Below are 19,026 nucleotides of genomic sequence, written 5' to 3' on the forward strand. Positions count from 1 at the left end.
GCTCATTGAAGTCTCCTGATTGTCGTTGGGAAGAGTCAGGCGGGCTAAGCCGCACTGGTTAATGGCGGCTCGCAGTGTTCAGGCCTAAACTGAAAGTGGTCGTCTCGCCCCTCGTAGGCGGCCGGGAGGCTCGTCACCGGCCGCAACCCTTGTCGGGCCTCGCCATTGATCCACATCGATGGAAAGGGACTTGGACATGGACGATAGAGAAGCGAAAAGCGCCGGCGGAATAGAGCCGGCTTCTGCCCTCTCAGAAATCGCGGCACGGTGCGCGGATTCAAATCTTCTGGACTTTGCGGCGCAGCTTGCCGGCCTCTCCGAGGACCTCAAAGCTTTAGCGACACGGCCTATCGAGCCAACGCCGACATTGCCTGAGCCCGACGATCAGCCCGAAGCAGGCTTCCCCGGGATTATTTGACCCATCGAGCTCCAAGACGATAACGCGGCAACAAGCACTGTTGCAGAGTCGCCCTCATCCCCGAACACGAGTTCGAGGGCGACGGGAAGATTTTCCCGAGTCGTGTATCACCTTACTTTACTGCGTGGGAGGAATCCAACGGGTGACGAAAAGCCCGCGCGTGATTGGCGGCCATGTCGCATGCTGTAGAAGCAAATCCGCCATTGGGAATTGATGGGATGCCGTAAGCATCGGCTCTCCCGCAAGCTTGCGCACTGGTACGTTTAAACGAGAAAACAAACTGGGACACTTCATCGCAAGCCCCAGCGGGGGCCTGAGGAAAATGGATGTTGCTCGTTTGCCACGGTTGCTTCGCTTTCTTCATCGCTACCATCGGTAGGGCGTTGACAGAAATTGTGCCTTAACGCGACAAAGCTGCAACGGCACTATAGAGGCGGTACTATGATCTACCGACGGCGTCCCCTTTATGCTCGTTCCAAAGCCGATTGCGGAACTCGCCCAGCGCAGCATGGACGAGCCATTGCTTCCGGCCCCCGCCTCGAAATAATCTGTCCCGGGACCGTTCCGCAGGGAAGCCGGCATCGCCTGCGCCTTCGTGCTCGGCTTCTTCAATCCGTTGCTTCTATTGCGTTGATCTGCGTGGCCGGCGGTCGTGCCTTCGCCGCGTGCGAACCGCCGAATCCCGGCTCGGGCGGCACGGTGACGTGTTCCGCCACGGATAATGACGGTTACACGGCGCCGGCGAATACGGCAGTGACGATCAATGTCGAAAGCGGGGCGTCGGTCACCGGCACCGGAATCAACGTTTCGGGATCGGGCGACAGCTTCGTCAACAATCTCGGCACCGTTGGGGGCACGTCTTCCGTCGTGTTCAACGGCGTAGCCGGTTTTTCCAAGACGCTGAACAATGACGGAACGCTCAATGCCGGCATCGTGGGATCCGGCGACGGTATCATCGTCATCAACCAGAACGGGGCGCTCAACAGCGGTGGCATAACGATTACCGGCAACGGCCAGAACACGCTGAACATCTTTGCCGGCAAGAGCGTCAACGGCCTGGCGAGCATTGAGGGTGCCAGAAACTTCGTCGATGATCAGGGAACATTCAACGCCGGCCTAACGATGACCGCGACGGAGCTGAACTCCGTCATCATCCGCGGTGGCGGTTCCGTGAGCGGCACGTTCAGCCTTACCGGTCCGCGCAACTTCGTAGACAACTTCGGCACATTCAACAGCGCCATCACCTTGAACGGCGATGGGCAAAACCTTGTCATCAACCGTGGAACCGGCGTGATGCAGGGTATCACGAGCAACGGCCAGGCGCGGGACTTCGTCTACAACAACGGTCAGGTCAACCAGGCCGTGGCCCTGGGCAATGGGAACGACGTCCTCGTCAACAGCGGCACGATTTCCAATGCCGTCGACATGGGCAATGGCGACGACGTGTTCGATATGCTGGCCGGCACGATCAACGGAAACGTCACCTTGGGTTCGGGTGACGACCAAGGGTTTATCCGCGACGGCTCGATCACGAACACTGTCCTGGGCGGGGACGGCGACGACCACGTCGTCTGGACGGGCGGCGAAATCATCGGCCTGGATATGGGGGCCGGCACCGACTTCGCTCACTTCATAGGTCTCACCCCGACCAATCTGAAGACAGGCCTTCCGGTCAATGGCGGGTCGGGGTCGGACGACGTGCTGCTGTGGACCGGGACTGTCGGCGGCGATGTCGCCCGCTATACCAACTGGGAACTGTTCGAACTGCAGGACGGCTCCGAACTGACGTTCGAAAACTACGCCACTTTGACACTCGGCGACGCAGGAACCGGTGCCGGCACGCTTGCCATTGATGAAACAAGCATCGTGTATGCCGGCAACGGAACGCATACGGTCGCGTCGTTCTCCGATGTCCTGTCCGTGACCGTCAACAATTGGGGTACGATCGACCTTACCAATAACAACTCAAACGCTACGGACAGATTTGTCGTCCAGGGAGACTACGTCGGCAACGGGGGCAACCTCTACCTGCAGACCTACCTGGGATCCGACGACTCTCCCTCGGATCGACTTGTCATCGACGGCGGGGAAGGAAGCGGCTCGACCAATCTCTTTGTCACAAATGTTGGCGGGCCCGGGGGTCTTACGGTTGCAAACGGCATACTCGTTGTCGACGCAATCAACAGTGGCACCACCACGGCCGGGGCTTTCGTCCTCGGCGCGCCTGTTTCGGCCGGAGCATTCGATTATTATCTGTATCGGGGTGGCCTGACCGCGAATTCGGAAACCGACGACGACTGGTTCCTGCGCAACACGGTGTCGCCACCACCTCCGCCGCCACCGCCACCACCTCCACCGCCGCCGCCGCCACCGCCGCCGCCGCCACCGCCGCCTCCACCGCCGCCGCCGCCACCGCCGCCGCCGCCACCGCCGCCGCCGCCTCCACCGCCGCCGCCGCCGCCGCCACCGCCGCCGCCGCCGCCGCCGCCGCCGCCTCCACCGCCGCCGCCGCCGCCGCCGCCGCCACCGCCGCCGCCGCCGCCACCGCCACCGCCACCGCCGCCGCCGCCGCCGCCTCCACCGCCGCCGCCGCCGCCGGGGCCGGGGCCAATGCCGAATGTCAGGCCGGAAGTTCCTGGACACGTCATGGCGCCGCTCGTGGCCGAGCGGATGGGGCTATTGACGATCGGGACGTTCCATCAACGGCGCGGCGATCAATCGCTGCTTATCGGCGACGGCGCCCTGATCTATCGGGTTCCGGAACCGCAAGGCGCCGATGTGCCGTCGGATGAGCCCCTGCCATCGCCTGCTGCCTGGACGCGCGTGTTCGGTGTGGAGAGCGATTTGAGCTCGGGCGCGAAGGTGACCGTCGCCGGCTTCGATATCGCGCCCTCGTTCGATGGCAATTATTGGGGATTGCAGATTGGTAGCGACCTCGTCGGCATCGAGCACGGTAACGGCCATGTGGACCGCTTCGGGTTGTTCTACTCACATGCCGAAGCATCCGGCGACATCAGCGCCAATGTTCTGGGTCGCTTCGACTTTGATGCAGGCAGCCTCGATTTGGCCGAGGACAGTATCGCTGCATACTGGACCCACCTGTCGCCCGACGGCTGGTATGTGGACGCCGTGGCCAAATACGGCTGGCTCAACGGTTCAACCGAGTCCAATCGCGACATCGGCGCTGACATCAAGGGCCATAGCTTTGGGGCGTCGATCGAGACAGGTGTGCCTTTCGTCCTCGCCGAAGGCTGGACGATCGAGCCGCAGGCGCAGTTGATCTGGCAGCGGATCGATTTCGACGACGGCGGCGACCGGTTTGCCGAGATCAGCCATGAAGCGTTCGACTCGTTGACGGGGCGGCTTGGCGCGCGCCTCGAGCGCAACAGCGGCGCGCTTCTTGCTCACCTCGGAGTCAATCTTTGGCACGGATTTTCGCAAGACGAATCCGCTGTCTCATTCGACAACTTCCCAGTATTTGTAGAAAGCGAAGGGACATTGCTGGAGTTCAATGCAGGCGCGGCTTATTCGATTAGTGAGAATGTCGTCGCATTCGGCGATGTGAGCTACTCCTTCGATGTCGAAGACAGCGATCACGACTCGATCGGCGGTCAGATCGGGCTCAAAATCCGATGGTAGATCCGGAGACAGAAGGCGTTATCGGTGCGCGTGTGTCATGATAGGTTCCTTCCCATGAAGGAACTCACTGCCTACGTCATCGACGGACACGAACTGCTGATCCGGCCCGCGCCGCTCGAGCGCGACTGGATGGATGCGAGCGACCAGCGCTTCGCCTATCGCTGCCTGCCACTCAACATCGCCAACGCGCATGGCTGGGAGATTCTCTGCCCGACGAGCTTTTCGGCCCTGTGGGACGGCCGGAAGGCGGCGGACGCGATCCGGATCAAATGCAAGTCCGGCAACGCGCCCGCGATAAGCCATTTCGGCGGGGGCATCCTCACCTTTCACGTGCCATGCGTGTTCAGGACCGATCCGGGCGTCGACATGTTCGCGACAGGCCCGATCAACCGGCCGAAGGATGCGATCGCTCCGCTGACGGGCATAGTCGAAACGGACTGGTCGCCCTACACCTTCACGATGAACTGGCAGTTCACCCGCGCGGCCCAGCGCGTCCATTTCGAGGAAGGCGAACCGTTCTGCCACGTCTTTCCGGTGGCGCGACGGGAATTCGAAAACCTCGATCCACGGATCGCCAGGCTCTCGGAGAACCCTGAGCTCGAGGCCGAACACGCGGCATGGGCGGCCGGCCGCTTCCAGTTCAACGCTGCGCTGTCCAATCCGGATTCCGAGGCGGCGAGGAAGAAGTGGCAGAAGACCTATTTTCGAGGGAAGTATCCGTCCGGCGATGATGCGCCCGACGACCATCGAAGCAAGCTTCGGCTGGCGCCGTTCAGGGCGAAACGATAGGCACGGTGGAAGCATTTACGCTAAAATGAAGAGCGACGGGAGGGTTCACTGGCACCGACACAGCCTACGGGCTGGCGAAGAAGTACAGGCTCAAGACAGCTTGGGGCACAGACATTCTGTCCAACTCCACGATGACCAAACATCAGGGCGCCATCCTCGCCACGATGTCCCCCTAGCCGCTTCGACAAAATCGATCAAGCAGGCCGTCCGCCCCCGGTCAGTGCCTGAGAGCACGGCGACCAAGCCGTCACCTACACCACCTCCCGGGACACGATCTCATCGTGGGCCGACCTCCTCACTATCGGCATCGATATTGAGGTGGTAGCGCGTGTAGCGGCGTTCTCCCGTTCTGGTCAGTCCGCCGATTTCCACCAACTCGTGCAGATCACGCGTGGCGGTCGCGCGTGACGCCTTGGTGATGCTGATATAATTTTCGGCGCTCAGCCCACCCTTGAAACCGTTGATCCCCTCGCGGAACATGCGGGCAATCGCTTTGCTTTGCCGCTCGTTAAGTTGGCCGCCAAGCCGCCCGTAAAAATGTGCTTTGGCAATGTAGAAATTGACCCGCCGCATCGTGGTCTGTTGGGCTTCCAGAACCGTTTGCCCAAAATAGACGAGCCAGTCGGTTATTTCTGTGCCTTTGTTACTCGCCTCAAGCATATCGTAATAACGCTTTCGGTTCCGCTCGATGGTAAAGGCCAGAGAAATCAGGCTGGGTTGCCCTAGGCTTTGCGCCAGAGCCTTTTCAGAGAGCGCACGCCCTATTCGGCCATTGCCGTCCTCGAACGGATGAATGCTCTCGAAATAGATATGCGCCATCCCGCTGCGGATCAGAGGCGATAGTGGTGCATCCCCATCAGATGCCGTCCGATTGAACCAGGCAATGAACCTCTCCATCTCGGTTGGTATCTGTTTGGATGGCGGTGCTTCAAAATGGATTTTGGGCCGGCCGATACTACCCGATATCACCTGCATCGGGTCGCTATGGGCGCGGTACGCCCCGATGGTTTCAATGCGCCGCTCCCCGGCCATGACCATCCTGTGCCAGGCAAAAAGCGCCTCGTCGGAAAGCGGATTGGCAAAACCTTGATAGAGATCGACCATCATTTCCGCGATACCGCGCTCTTGCGGCGGAATATGCTGGTCATCGATACCGAGACCAAATTGATTACGGAGTGAGGATTGCAGGCTGTCGCGATTGAGCATCTCACCCTCGATTTCCGAGGTTTTCAAGGCTTCATCGCTGATAAGCTCGATGCGGAGCATGTCTCGCTCATCCGGTCGGATATGCCGATACGCACCAAGGAATTCGCCCGAGCGCAACAGGAATTGCTTTTCGAGCGGTTCAATCGCTGCCGCGTCAAACGTGAGTTTTGGCCAATCGACCTGCTGCCAGTTCCAGATCATGAGTTATAGGGCGCCTTTTTATAACTCACAATATCAACAATATTGAGTGATAGCGAGCTATTCTATCGCTCAACGGTGTTAGGCGGTAAAGAAGCTCGCAGCAGAGCGACCGTCGAATTCATTGACAAAGCGCTTCGCCCGTTCGTGTTCTAACGGTCGAGGCCCCAAACGTCCGGATTTCGTGCGAAGTACTCGATCAGCATTTCTACGAGGACACGGACTTTCCGGGCGGGGTGCTGACCCGGCGGTCGGACGACATACGCGCCTGCCGAAGGTGGGGGGTAGCGTCTCATGACCGGGACGAGCGCGCCGGAGGCCACATACTGGTGTGTGATGCAATCGGGGAGCCAGGCGATGCCGAGTCCTGCCGCCGCGGCAGCGGCAAGGGCCGTAGCGTTGTCGGCCTTGAACCTGCCCTGCGGCTGAACCGTGACAATCCTGCTGCCATCCATGAACTGCCAGGTTTCCGTTCCCTGCATCAGGGCCTGATGGTTGACCAGTTGCTCCGGCGTCTCAGGTGAACCGTGCGCTTCGATATAGGCCGGGCTTGCGACAAGCTTTCCATAGATCGGCCCGACGCGCTTCGCGATGAGGTTGGAGTCCTGAAGGTAACCAACCCGGATCGCGCAATCGAAACCTTCGGAGATGAGATCGACGAAGCGGTCGCTGTAGGAGGTATGGATGTTCAGTTGCGGGTGTTGTTGCGCCATTTGCGCAAGCACGGGGGCGAAGTGGGTCGGGCCGAAAGAAAGCGGCATGGCAACCCTCAGGCGGCCACGCAACTCACCGGTGGGGAGGATCGTTTCCCTGGCCGCATCGATCTCGGCGCTGGCTCGGGCCGCATGGTCTCTGAACGTCACTCCCGCTTCTGTAAGCGCGGCGCCGCGGGTCGTTCGTGCAAGAAGCTGGACCCCAAGCTCCGCTTCAATCCGAATGAGCCGCCGACTGACGATCGATTTGGAGACGCCGAGCCGGCGCGCGGCAGCCGATACGCCCCCGGCATCGGCCACTGCGACGAATGTCTGCAGATCCTCGATATCCAATCCGGCGTTCCTCGTTTCGCGACACAGCTTGTCTGACTATGGCACTATCGCACCACCAAAAGGAACAGCAAATTGAGTCCAGGCAACGTCGCCCGCCGGCGCATGTCTCCCGTGAAACCCGTTGCCGTCCATAGCGGCAGAGAAAGGAAGTCTTGATGACCCCTCGTAACGGACTTGATTCGCTTCTTCGTCCCGAAGACTCGGTCCTCGTTCTGATCGACCACCAGCCCTATCAGCTCACAAACGTGAACAGCCACGAGCCGCAGATGGTGGTCAACAATGCGGCGGCTCTGGCGAAGGCCGCCAAGGCCTTTGCCGTGCCCACGATTCTGACGAGCGTGATCGCTGATCGGGGCGGCCGCATCTTCCCCCAGATCACTGACGTGTTTCCCGGCCAGGAAGTGATCGATCGGACGTTCATCAACACCTGGGAGGATGAGAAGGTCGTGGACGCGGTCAAGGCCACCGGACGCAAGCAGCTCATCATCGCGGGCCTGTGGACCGAAATATGCGTTGCGATGCCGACGATCCAGGCGCTCGGCGAAGGTTGGGACGTGACGGTCGTCACCGATGCGTCCGGCGGCACTTCGGTCGAGGCCCATGAGGTCGCCATCCAGCGCATGATCATGGCTGGCGCGAACATGATGACGTGGCTGTCGGTGGCTGCGGAATGGCAGCGCGACTGGGCCCGCACGGAGCATGCCGCCGAGCTTTCGGAGGTGCTCGTGCAGCATGCCGCCGGCAGCGGCATCGCCTTCCTGTGGGAGCAGCAACTGCTCAACACGCCGGTGCCACGGCACGCGGGCTGATCCGAGCGGGGATGACGAGAATCTTGACCGGCGCTTTGTGAGCCGATCGTTTGTCGAGCCTCGTCATCCCCATTCTGCTGGGCTGCGTAAATCTTCAGAGAGATTTGCCCCGTACCGGAACAAAGCGGAATGCGATTCGGTTGACTCCCCGGATATACAGGGAGTTAGCCATGGCAGTCTCGGCACGAGCCCAATGGAAGGGCTATCTCCGATTTGGTGAAGTCACTGCGCCGGTGGCGCTGTACACCGCCACGTCGACCTCCGACCGGATCGCCTTCCACACGGTCAACCGCGAAACCGGAAACCGGGTACGGCGCGAGTTCGTCGACAGTGTCTCCGGCAAGCCGGTGGAAAAGGAAGATCAGGTCAAGGGCTACGAGATCGGCGACGAGCGATATGTGGTGCTCGAGCCGGAGGAAGTCGCCTCCGCCGTTCCGGAGAGCGACAAGACGTTGCGGGTCCAGGCATTCATTACCTGCGACGACGTCGACAAGGTCTATTTCGACAAGCCCTATTATCTGACACCCGACAAGATGGGCACCGACGCATTTGCCTTGCTTCGGGAAGGCATGCGCAAGAAGAAGGTCGCCGCGATCGCCCAAACGGTCCTTTTCCGCCGCATGCGCACCGTTCTGCTTCGACCGCATGACAAGGGACTGATCGCGACGACCCTGAACTTCGACTACGAGGTTCGGAGCGCCAAGGAGGCCTTCAAGGAGATTCCGGACATCAAGATCGAGGGCGAGATGCTCGACCTTGCAAAGCACATCATCGGCATGAAGAAGGGCACCTTTTCGACCGAAGAATTTGACGATCGCTACGAGGCTGCGCTCGCCGAACTGATCAAGGCCAAGCTCGAAGGCAAGTCGCTGCCGAAACGCGCGCCGCCGAAGGTCTCGAAAGCCAATGATCTGCTTGAGGCGCTCCGCCAGAGCGCCGGGACGAAAAAGCCGCCGGCGGCATCGAAGAAGCGCGCGAGCAAGGAAAGCGCGGCAAAGACCAAGGCGAAAACGGCTGCAAAGAGCGCGCCCGCCCAGCGCCGCCGCGCAAGCTAGAGCGGGATGAGGAAAGTATTGCGATTTTTTGCCCGCATCCCGCTCTACTGTTGGAACCGGTCACGTACATGTTTTCAGGTCGAACCGACCTAAAAACATCATGATCCAGGGAGGTGAACGATGGCGCCCCCGCGTCCATATTGGAAAGGCTACCTGAAACTCTCGCTCGTCACCTGCCCCGTTTCGATGATGCCGGCGACCAGCGAGTCCGAAAAGGTCCGCTTCCACACGCTCAACCGCAAGTCCAACAACCGTGTCGTCTCCCGGTACGTCGATGCGGTGACCGGCAAAGAGGTCGACGAAGACGACGAGGTGAAAGGTTACGAGCGCGGCGAAAACGACTTCCTCGTAATCGAGGACGAAGAACTTGAGAGCGTGGCGCTCGAAAGCGCCAGGACGATCGACATCGAGAAGTTCGTTCCGCGCGAGGCGATAGAATGGATCTGGCTGGAGAAGCCTCACTACCTTACGCCCTCGGACGAGGTCGGCCACGAAGCTTTCAGCGTGATCCGCGACGCCATGGTAGCCGAGAAGGTCGCCGGCATTTCCCGGCTCGTGATCGGCCGGCGCGAACGCGCCGTGATGCTGGAACCGTGCGGCAAAGGCATCATTGTATGGACCCTTCGCTATGGCGACGAGGTGCGCAAGCCGGAGACTTATTTCGCCGATATTGGCGATGGGGATGACGATCCGAAGCTGATGAGCCTCGTCACCTCGCTGATCGAAGAACGCAGCAAGCCATGGAACCCGGATATGGTCAGCGATCCCGTTCAGGAAAAGCTGCTCGAAATCATAGAAAGCAAGCGGAAGCATGCGAAGAAGGTAGCCAAGCCGAAAGGCAAGGAGGGAGAGCCGGTCCACGCCGGAAATGTCATCGACCTCATGGCGGCGCTCAAGGGAAGCCTCGAGAAAAAGAAACCCGGTGGCAAGAAGTCTTGAGGCGAGCGGCATGCGTTTCCGGAGCGATCCGGGTACCCCGAGGGTGGCAACATCGGTTCATCCAATATCGCCGGGTCGGTCGCGGCATCCGTGCGGCGGCTATCGCAAGTGTAGCCTTGCCGATATGGTGGGTATAATTGAATGGTTTTCTTCGTATTGTTCCAGGAAGTTGGAAAGTGTCGAATCCAGGAACTCCGACCTTCGAGCAGCTCCGCGTCTTTCTGGCGGTAGTCGATAGCGGAAGCTTTGCCGGGGCCGCGCGCAAGCTCAACCGTGCAGTCTCGGTCATAACCTACGGGGTGGCCAATCTCGAAGCGCAGCTTGGCCTTGAGCTGTTCGAGCGCAAGGGCACGCGCAAACCGCAACTCACGGCCGCGGGGCGCGCAGTGCTCGCCGAAGCGCGCGGCCTCGCCGAGGGCATCGAGGGCCTGCGCGCCAAGGTCAAGGCGCTGCATGACGGCCTGGAAGCAGAAGTGGATATGGCCGTCGACGTGATGCTGCCGACGGAGCGGCTGGGAAAGGTGCTGCGAGCCTTCGCCGAAGCCTTTCCGACGGTATCGCTGCGACTGCATGTCGAGGCGCTCGGAGGGGTGACTGCGGCAGTACTGGACCACAAGGCGATGATCGGCATCTCCGGTCCCTTGGCGACCGGTGTTCGAGGCGTGGAGTGCATCGCGGCAGGCTCCGTATCAATGGTCCCGGTGGCGGCACCCCATCACCCGCTCGGGCGCATGGAGCGGATAGCGCCTGGCGATGCCCGCGATCATGTCCAGCTTGTGCTGACGGACCGTTCCCCTTTTACCGCAGGCCGGGACTTTTTCGTGCACAGCCCGCGTACTTGGCGGCTTGCGGATCTTGGCGTGAAGCATGCGCTGCTGCGCGAGGGAATCGGCTGGGGAAACATGCCTCTTCCACTCATACGACCCGATCTGGCAAGCGGCGCGTTGCTCCGGCTTTCCATGCCGGATCACAGGGGTGGCATCTACCGGTTCGGCGGCATCTGGCGCCGGGATACCCCGCCGGGACCGGCCGCGGCGTGGCTGCTGAACCAGTTCGTGATACTCGGAGCCGCTGACATCGAGGAAGCCGGACTTTCCGACATTTAAAGCACTTCCGGGAGAAGTGTTCCCGTCCGGTGTGGTCTCGGGTGAAGATTACAACGGTCTCAGCAGATGACGCACGATCGGCGGGTGATCACCGATATGAAAGGCGTTGAGCGTCTGCTGGTCGATCTGATCGGCATGGGTGACGCGGGCGTGCTGGCGCTGATGCTCCAGCCAGCTTTCGACCACGAAGCTCTCGACAACCCGCCCGGGCTCGGCAACGTCTTCCCACACATCCCAGCGGATCGCTCCGTCGCGTTGCCGTACCGATCGGAAGCGACGCAGGGCCGCGACGAACTCGGCCGTCCTCTCGGGTGCAATCCGATACTCGATCTCGACCAGAACTGGCCCGCGATCGCCGGCGGGCTGAACCGAGACCACGGGTTCAGCCCAGTGGTGCGAGGGCGCCAAGTCGGCGCCCGCATCCCTGGGAAGACGCCAGATCGCCGCGAGAACGAGTGCCGCCGCCTGGCCGATGGCCGCGATGGTGAGCGCCGTCGTGACATCGGTTCGTGCGGCGACCGAGCCCCACAGGACACTGCCGCCCGTCATGGCTCCCTGGAAGACGAGAAGATAGACAGCAAGCGCGCGCGCTTTCACCCAGCCGGGCGAGGCCATCTGCGCGGCGACGTTGAGAGATGTCAGCATGGCGATCCATGCAAGGCCGGCAATCGCCATGACGGCGCCCGCCGCCCAGGCGTTCGACGTGATGGCCAGCAACAGGGTGGCGAGAGCGAAGAGCAGCGTCGCGCCGATGGAGAGCGTGTTGGCAGGAACATGCCGGCGCAGCTTCTTGAGCAGCAACGCCCCGACAACCGCTCCGGCACCCATGCAGCCGAGCAGGGCGCCATATCCGGCTGCGTCGAGCCCCAGACCGCGCCGCGCGACCAGCGGCAGCATGGCCCACAGCGCGCTGCTGAAGACGAAGAAGCCGACGGCGCGGACGAGCACCAGACGAAGTGCCGGCGCATGCCGGGCATAGCGATATCCGGCCTTCAGCGCGCCGACGAAGTGCTCCGGCGGCAGGGCGTGCGAGTCGGCCGGACGCTTCCATCTGACGAGCACGACGAGCACCGCAATGACCGATAGCGCATTGAGCGCAAAGACAGCGGCGGTTCCGGCCACGGCAACGATCACACCACCGAGCGCCGGGCCGATCGCGCGGGCGATATTGATCCCAAGGCTGTTGAGTGCGACGGCATCCGGCAGCGTGGGCTGATCGACCATTTCCGGTACAATCGCCTGGAAGACAGGCGCGGTAAGGGCGGCGGATATCCCTAGCACCAATGTGGCGGCCAGCAACACATAGGGCGTCGTCAGGCCCTGCCAGGTCAGCCCGGCCAGGACTGCCGCGGCAACCAGACCGAGCGTCTGGCTCGCCAGCAGCATGCGACGCCGGTCGACAGTATCGGCCAGCGCGCCCGCGGGCAGCGCGAGCAGGAACATCGGCAAGGTGGTCGCTGCCTGCACGAGCGCAACCAGCAGAGGACTCGGCGACAGCGAGGTCATCAGCCAGCCGGCGCCGACATCGTGCATCCAGGTGCCGATGTTGGAAACGATGGTTGCGATCCACAGCGCCCGGAAAACCGGAAAGCTCAGCGGGCCGGCCTTACTTGCCGCGGCAGATTGGTGTGCAGTCATGTCAGCTCCGTCCGATGGCTGGAAATGGCAATCGATATGAGTTCCCCGATCAACCGAGATGCTCGAGGAGCGTATTGACCTGTCACCGTCACACTGCCCAACAGCCGCAGCCCAATGCACCCCAGAACGTTCTGGAATCGGCCGTGGGAACACTGGCGCCAAACGCGGCGGCGTGGTCGTGGCCATGCACGGCACAGCCGTTCGCGCATCCGCAGCGCAGCGACAACTTGGCGCGCGCCTCCGGCGTCTTATGGTAGCCGCCGAAGGTGCTGACGGGCGACCAGTCGGGCATCGGTTTAGGAAGCTCCGGCGCAAGCGGGGTGTATTCGCCGTCCCCATGCACAACCTTACCGCCGAGAAGAGTGAGCACTGACCGCAGATGCACGATGTCGTCATCCGGCACAGCGAAATAGTCGTCGGAGAGCACAGCCAGATCGGCAAGTTGCCCCACCTTTATCTGACCTTTTTTGCCTTGCTCGCCGGAGAACCAGGTGTTTGCCTCGGTCCAGAGCCGAAGCGCGGTCTCGCGGTCGAGGCGATTGGCTTGCGGATAAAGACGCAGACCGCCGACGGTCTTTGACGTCACCAGCCAGGAGAGCGACACCCAGGGATTGTAGCTCGCCACCCGCGTCGCGTCGGTTCCGGCGCCCACGGGAATCCCTGCCTGCATCATTCTCCGGATCGGCGGCGTGCGTTCGGCCGCCTTCGCGCCGTAACGCTCGACGAAATACTCGCCCTGATAGGCCATGCGATGCTGCACGGCGATGCCACCGCCAAGCGCGGCGATGCGGTCGATATTGCGATCGCTGATCGTCTCGGCATGATCGAAGAACCAGTTGATGCCGGTGAACGGGATGTCCCGATTCACCTTCTCGAAGACATCGAGCGCGCGGCCGATCGTCTCGTCATAGGTGGCATGGAGCCTCCACGGCCAGCGGTTCTCCGCCAGCAGGCGAATGACCGGCTCGAGGTCAGCCTCCATATTCGGCGGCATCTCCGGCCGCTCGACGCGGAAATCCTCGAAGTCGGCCGCTGAGTAAACCAGCATCTCGCCGGCACCGTTATGCCGGTAACTGTCATCTCCCTTACCCGGTGAGACCTGCTTCACCCAGGAGGAGAAATCGGCGAGTTCCTGCTTGGGCTTCTGCGTGAAGAGATTGTAGCTGATGCGGACGGTAAGCTGGCCGTCGCGGTGCAGCCTTTCAACGATCTCATAGTCATCGGGGTAGTTCTGGAAGCCCCCACCGGCGTCGATTACGCTGGTGACGCCAAGCGCATTGATCTCGCGCATGAAGTGGCGGGTCGAGTTGAGCTGGTATTCGGGCGGCAGCTTCGGCCCCTTGGCGAGCGTTGAATAGAGGATCGTCGCGTTCGGCTGAGCGAGCAGAAGGCCGGTCGGATTGCCGGCCGTATCGCGCAGGATCTCGCCGCCGGGCGGATTGGGCGTATCCTTCGTGTAGCCGACAACGCGCAGCGCCGCCGCATTCAACAGCGCCCGGTCGTAGAGGTGGAGGATGAAAACCGGCGTATCCGGCGCGGCTGCGTTCAGTTCGCCGATGGTCGGCAGACGCTTCTCCGCGAACTGGTGTTCGGTAAAACCTCCTACGACACGCACCCATTGCGGCGCAGGCGTCCGGTCGACCTGCTCCTTGAGCATCGCCATCGCCTCAGCGAGGCTGGGCACGCCATCCCAGCGCAGCTCCATATTGTAGTTCAACCCACCACGGATGACGTGCGTGTGGCTGTCGATCAACCCCGGAATGACGCGGCGCCCTTTCACGTCGATGATGCTTGCATCGGGTGCTGCGGCCCGCGCCTCGGCTTCGGGACCGACCGCCAGGAAACGCCCGTTGCGGATCGCTATGGCCATGGCGGACGGGTTTTGACGATCGAGCGTGGTCACCTTGGCGTTGACGAGGACCAGGTCATTATTGGGCATGGGAGTCTCCTTGGCATAGGCTCGGAATGGCGAGGAGAGCGCCGCCGCGGCGACGCCGGCGATGGTCTGGCGACGGGTGAAGCTCATGAGTCTTTCTCCCGATTGTGAGGCATCGGCCCGAGCACGTGCTCGGCGCAACCGGTCTTGACGAAGGAAGTCACGTCCTGACCGGCGAAGGCACGCTTGGCGATCGGTAGCATCTGCTCGCCGAGCAGCATGCCGAACAAGCCGACGAGGGCGACGACGGGCGGCGCCGGCGAGCGGACGCCGAGCAGACTATAGACTACGCCCACCAGCAGGCCGGCGCCGAGCGAGAGCAGGTAGATCTTCATGCGGTCTCTCCTTCCCTGCGTTTAGATCGATTCCGGGATGGCTCCGCCCGCCCCCGGAAGGCTGCGCGCGCTTTCCGAGGACCACGGTCGGCCTGCCGCCGGATTGCGGCGCCGAGGATCGCCTTTCCTCGTTCCGCTCTAGCCGTGACCGCCCTCGGAGGCGCCGAACATGGCCTTGGCATAGGTGATCCCGATGCCATAGGCGCCGCCCCACTTCTTAGCGATGCCGGTCGTGAGCTCGTAGGTGTCGGCCCGGGCCCAGTCGCGCTGCAATTCGAGAAGGTATTGCACCGAGGTCACCGGGCGGGCCCCGGCCTGGACCATGCGCTCCACCGCACGCTCGTGGGCCTCGGCCGAGACATCGCCGCAGGCATCGGTGATCACATAGACTTCAAAGCCTTGGTCGAGCGCCGATAGCGTCGGGCCGACGATGCAAACAGACGTCCAGAGGCCGGCGAACACGATCCGATCCTTGCCGATACGGTTCACCTCCTCGATGACGGCCGCATCCTCCCAGGTGTTCATCGAGGTACGGTCAAGAAGCCGCTGGCCGGGAAAGGCGTCCGTGACTTCCGCAAACATCGGGCCCGAGAAGCTCTTTTCGGCGACGGTCGTCAGGATGGTGGGCACCTCGAAGCCGGCTGCCGCGCGGGAAATGAGGGCCGCGTTGTTGCGAAGCAGTTCCGGCGCGATGGACTTGGTCGCAAACGCCATCTGCGACTGGAAGTCGATAAGGACGAGCGCATGATCGGTCGGGGACAGCAACGTCTTGCCGGGCGTCGTGGTGGCGGTGATGCTCATCGTAGATCTCCTGCTGTTAACTCGTTTCGGCCGACCCGAATTCTTCAGGGCCGAGACCGTGATCCATGATTTACAAAGGGACGGAGCGTGCATGTAGTTGTATAATTTCTCTGCTTTCGTTCTAGAAAATTGAAAAGCAGCATCAGCAGGAAAAAATAGGCTTCAGTTCGTTCGGTTGCCGGACTCTCGGCGGCTTTGAGCTTCTTCAGAAATCAGCACGTCGTCCCCAGCAGCTGCACGGCGCAGGTCTGCCGACGCGCGTGATGCGTGCCGCCTTGGCAACCCCTTCTCACAGGTTTAAATTAGCTCCCCGCGGCGAGGGAGGCCCTTATGACATCAAGCTTCAACGTGCATGATGCAGCCGGTTATGAGCAGCTCATGGGCCGCTGGAGCCGGAAGCTTGCGCCGAAATTCATAGATTTTGCCGGCGTCGCCGATGGAGAGAAGGTTCTGGATGTCGGCTGCGGAACCGGCAGTCTCACCTTCGCACTCGCCGACGCCGCCAGGCTCGAAGAGATCGCCGCGATCGACTATTCGCCCGTCTTCGTGGAGGAGGCGATCCGGCGCAACACCGATCCGCGCATAAAGATAAGAGAAGCGGATGCCTGCGCCCTGCCGTTCGAAGACCGGACCTTCGACCGCGCCTTCGCCCTTCTCGTGCTCCACTTCGTACCCGAAGCAGGCAAGGCCGTGGCCGAGATGCGCCGCGCGGTGCGTCCCGGCGGCGTCGTCGCGGCGGCGGTGTGGGACCATTTCGGCGGAATGCCCGGCATGCGCATGATGGTCGACACGGTGGCGGCGCTCGGCGAAGGCGGGCGCGCACTTCGCGCCCGCTACTGCTCCCAGCCGATGATGCGGCCGGGAGAAATGAAGCGGACATTTGTCGAGCAGGGTCTCGCAAACGTTGCGGAAACCGAGCTGATGATCCGCATGGATTACCGGAACTTCGACGATTACTGGGCGCCGATCGGCGCGGGCGAAGGGCCGCTCGGAAAATATGTGGCAACGCTCGATGCGGAGGAGCGGTCACGCACCAGTGCCGCCGTGCGCGACGCCTACGAAGCCGGACGGCCCGACGGTCCGCGCTCCTTTGCGAACGTCGCCTGGGCCTGCCGGGGCACCGTTCCGTGATCGAGCCGCTCGCGATCGCCTGCACCGACATTCTCAGCCGGTCCGCCTGGCCAGCATAGGCACATGAACTAATGCCTGTTGAGATTCGGGCCACCCGCAGCGGCTTGTTTGAGTTCCTCATTCCTGTGCTTGTCACAGGAATCCAGCCAGACCAAGTCCTTGGGCTGAAAGAACGCTTCCCGCGCCGCAGACGCGGCGCTGCTCTCATCCCTGTGACAAGCACAGGAATGAGGCGAGGAGAGATTGCAGTCCTCCGATACGTTTCCTACAGCGCCGCGCGTCTTGTGAGACGCGCAAAGGTCGCTGTAGCACTTTGAGCTGCTCAACAGGCCTTAATGCAGAACTGGCGGCGCTTGACGCCGGAACAGGGCGATCAGCGAGATACCGTGCTGCAAAAGAAGTTCCGCGGCCGGCAAATCCATTGTCGCGACATCTTCGGCGCAACCGCTGATAATTCTGGCGAGACTGATCGAGTTTGCTGCAAACCGATCATCGCCGATTTCCTGTGCCTCGTCCGCGGTGGCTTCAAGTGCGTCCGCGACAAGGGTCATCAGGTTTGCGCGCTCGCGAGGCGTCATCTCATTCAGGGTCTTGGCAGAATCCCGCATTGCTGGCTCCTTTGGTCGTTAAGGCGGCCTCCGCAGGCGCGGCCGGTCGGCCGGGCGGACGTATGCCACGTTTATTGTTGGAGTACGGGTCGAAGCTTTCATTGCATAAATCGGTATCAGGCACGGCGAATGCAAGGAATGGCTACTATGCGGCTACCGCATGCCCGGGTTGATACCGGCAACCGCGGACGGAATGTCGCGTGAACAAGGGCGGTCATTGTCCACGTCTTCGGAGCGGGACGAGGCGAACTATGTGCGGTTTTCCGCCCCTATGCCGCCCTGCTTACCAGAATCGACTACGATTCTAGGCCGATCCGACCTGCAATCATAGGGACTAAGAGGCCCCTCCCCGCTCCAGCCACGCCTTCAGCGCAACCGCATTGTTGTGCGCCTCGTCACGCGCGGCATAAAGCAGCGTCAGCGGCCCCTCTTTCCATCGTTCGCGCAACTCCGCTACCGCCGCCTGCGCGGCCCCGCTCTCGAGCTCCTCCGCATAGGCGACGCAGAACGCATCCCAATCCTGCGGCTTCCCATGAAACCGCTTGCGCAGCGCGTCGCTCGGCGCGATGTCCTTGAGCCAAAGGTCGATGCCGGCCTTTTCCTTGGCGACGCCGCGCGGCCAGAGCCGGTCGACGAGGATGCGCGTACCGTCGGACGCGCCCGGCGCCTGGTAGACACGCTTCAACTGGAGTGATGCCATAGGGTCCCCACGATGCGTGCCGGGGCGGCCGCAACCGTCCCGGGGAGGAAAACTGCTTCATCCAGCGTAGCGGAGCCTTGCTAATCGTGGAAGAAGCCCTGTATCTCTTCCGGCGTGACCTTGCCGTCGCGGTTGATATCGACCTTGTCGAAAACCCGCTTGTGGATGGTGCTGATCTCCTCGAAGGAAAGGGCGCCGTCATTGTCCGCATCGGTGATGGCGAACATGATTTTCATCATCTGACGGTGCATCGTCTGCCGGTGCATCATCATGCCCCGCATCCGGTCGCGGTGCCGCATCCGGTCGCCGCGCTTCCCGTCGCCACGTATCATGTCCTCGCGCATCATGTCTGGTTGATCGCCTTGGGTGACGCTTCCGCCGCCCCCCTGATCGCCGGGTTGCATGTCGGGTTCAATGCCCTGGTCCTGGGCCGGCATTTCTCCTGCGGGCGGAATTGGAGCGGGTGCCTGGGCGGCAGTGGCCGTTGCGGCGCTGATGGCCATGATGGCGGCAAGGGCCGTCACGGTCGGAAATTTCATCAGTGACATGTGAGCTCCTCCTCGAGTTGCACGTCGGTGTGCGGTAGCGGCTGCATTGTCCTCAGACGGCGCGGCGGCTTCGCCGCGGTCATAAAACAGCCGCCCCATCGCCTGCTAACCGCAAGGGCGTGGA

17 protein-coding genes are annotated in these 19,026 nt (G+C 62.0%); 8 read left to right on the forward strand and 9 right to left on the reverse strand.

Annotated elements, in window-relative coordinates; all coding sequences use genetic code 11:
- The first annotated feature begins 196 nt into the window (after window positions 1-196).
- The 3 genes from AC5J09_RS09005 (at window position 197) to AC5J09_RS09015 (ending at window position 4,846) form a co-directional block, all read left to right on the forward strand.
- On the forward strand, window positions 197-418 hold the full coding sequence (locus tag AC5J09_RS09005) for a hypothetical protein (RefSeq protein ID WP_494297671.1): 222 nt from the start codon (window positions 197-199) through the stop codon (window positions 416-418).
- A 639-nt stretch (window positions 419-1,057) separates the two neighbouring features.
- Window positions 1,058-4,057, forward strand: coding sequence for an autotransporter family protein (locus AC5J09_RS09010; protein ID WP_494297672.1), 3,000 nt, complete (start codon window positions 1,058-1,060; stop codon window positions 4,055-4,057).
- A 54-nt stretch (window positions 4,058-4,111) separates the two neighbouring features.
- Window positions 4,112-4,846 carry a DUF6065 family protein gene (locus AC5J09_RS09015; protein ID WP_494297483.1) on the forward strand — a complete coding sequence of 245 codons (735 nt, stop codon included), beginning with the start codon at window positions 4,112-4,114 and terminating at the stop codon, window positions 4,844-4,846.
- 276 nt (window positions 4,847-5,122) lie between these two features.
- Here the strand turns inward: AC5J09_RS09015 and AC5J09_RS09020 are convergent, their stop codons facing one another.
- A complete protein-coding gene (locus AC5J09_RS09020) occupies window positions 5,123-6,253 on the reverse strand; it encodes a Fic family protein (RefSeq protein WP_494297484.1) in 1,131 nt (376 codons plus the stop codon).
- Between the two features lie 149 nt (window positions 6,254-6,402).
- Window positions 6,403-7,296: a LysR family transcriptional regulator gene (locus AC5J09_RS09025; protein ID WP_494297485.1), complete on the reverse strand. Its 894-nt coding sequence runs from the start codon at window positions 7,294-7,296 to the stop codon at window positions 6,403-6,405.
- Window positions 7,297-7,451: 155 nt separating this feature from the next.
- On the opposite strand from AC5J09_RS09025, the gene AC5J09_RS09030 reads away from it, so the two are divergent.
- From AC5J09_RS09030 to AC5J09_RS09045, 4 genes are all read left to right on the forward strand, one after another.
- Window positions 7,452-8,105 (forward strand): hydrolase, encoded by a 654-nt coding sequence (locus AC5J09_RS09030; RefSeq protein WP_494297486.1) that lies wholly within the window; start codon window positions 7,452-7,454, stop codon window positions 8,103-8,105.
- A 170-nt stretch (window positions 8,106-8,275) separates the two neighbouring features.
- A complete protein-coding gene (ku, locus tag AC5J09_RS09035; RefSeq protein ID WP_494297487.1) occupies window positions 8,276-9,160 on the forward strand; it encodes a non-homologous end joining protein Ku in 885 nt (294 codons plus the stop codon).
- A gap of 120 nt (window positions 9,161-9,280) precedes the next feature.
- Complete coding sequence (ku, locus tag AC5J09_RS09040; protein WP_324763541.1) at window positions 9,281-10,099, forward strand: non-homologous end joining protein Ku; 819 nt, start codon at window positions 9,281-9,283, stop codon at window positions 10,097-10,099.
- A gap of 176 nt (window positions 10,100-10,275) precedes the next feature.
- Window positions 10,276-11,205 (forward strand): LysR family transcriptional regulator, encoded by a 930-nt coding sequence (locus tag AC5J09_RS09045; protein WP_275599290.1) that lies wholly within the window; start codon window positions 10,276-10,278, stop codon window positions 11,203-11,205.
- Between the two features lie 48 nt (window positions 11,206-11,253).
- Here AC5J09_RS09045 and AC5J09_RS09050 read toward each other — a convergent pair whose 3' ends face one another.
- The 4 genes from AC5J09_RS09050 to AC5J09_RS09065 all read right to left on the reverse strand — a co-directional run bounded on the left by AC5J09_RS09050 (window position 11,254) and on the right by AC5J09_RS09065 (window position 15,909).
- Window positions 11,254-12,843 (reverse strand): MFS transporter, encoded by a 1,590-nt coding sequence (locus AC5J09_RS09050; RefSeq protein WP_494297488.1) that lies wholly within the window; start codon window positions 12,841-12,843, stop codon window positions 11,254-11,256.
- 88 nt (window positions 12,844-12,931) lie between these two features.
- The gene (locus AC5J09_RS09055) at window positions 12,932-14,869 is read right to left on the reverse strand and encodes an amidohydrolase (protein ID WP_494297489.1); all 1,938 of its coding nucleotides are present in this window, start codon (window positions 14,867-14,869) and stop codon (window positions 12,932-12,934) included.
- Entirely contained in the window at window positions 14,866-15,114 is a 249-nt protein-coding gene (locus AC5J09_RS09060) for a XapX domain-containing protein (protein WP_324763538.1), read from the reverse strand. Before AC5J09_RS09060 ends, AC5J09_RS09055 begins: the two co-directional genes overlap by 4 nt.
- A gap of 138 nt (window positions 15,115-15,252) precedes the next feature.
- A complete protein-coding gene (locus tag AC5J09_RS09065; protein ID WP_146032664.1) occupies window positions 15,253-15,909 on the reverse strand; it encodes a hydrolase in 657 nt (218 codons plus the stop codon).
- 336 nt (window positions 15,910-16,245) lie between these two features.
- On the opposite strand from AC5J09_RS09065, the gene AC5J09_RS09070 reads away from it, so the two are divergent.
- The gene (locus AC5J09_RS09070) at window positions 16,246-17,046 is read left to right on the forward strand and encodes a class I SAM-dependent methyltransferase (RefSeq protein WP_018098277.1); all 801 of its coding nucleotides are present in this window, start codon (window positions 16,246-16,248) and stop codon (window positions 17,044-17,046) included.
- Window positions 17,047-17,378: 332 nt separating this feature from the next.
- Here AC5J09_RS09070 and AC5J09_RS09075 read toward each other — a convergent pair whose 3' ends face one another.
- The 3 genes from AC5J09_RS09075 to AC5J09_RS09085 form a co-directional block, all read right to left on the reverse strand.
- Window positions 17,379-17,654: a hypothetical protein gene (locus AC5J09_RS09075; protein ID WP_018098276.1), complete on the reverse strand. Its 276-nt coding sequence runs from the start codon at window positions 17,652-17,654 to the stop codon at window positions 17,379-17,381.
- A 334-nt stretch (window positions 17,655-17,988) separates the two neighbouring features.
- Window positions 17,989-18,354: a DUF488 domain-containing protein gene (locus AC5J09_RS09080; protein WP_100671573.1), complete on the reverse strand. Its 366-nt coding sequence runs from the start codon at window positions 18,352-18,354 to the stop codon at window positions 17,989-17,991.
- Between the two features lie 80 nt (window positions 18,355-18,434).
- Window positions 18,435-18,902, reverse strand: a complete 468-nt coding sequence (locus AC5J09_RS09085; protein WP_275599296.1) for an EF-hand domain-containing protein — start codon at window positions 18,900-18,902, stop codon at window positions 18,435-18,437.
- Window positions 18,903-19,026: the final 124 nt, after the last annotated feature.

Source organism: Sinorhizobium sp. (genome assembly GCF_059070375.1).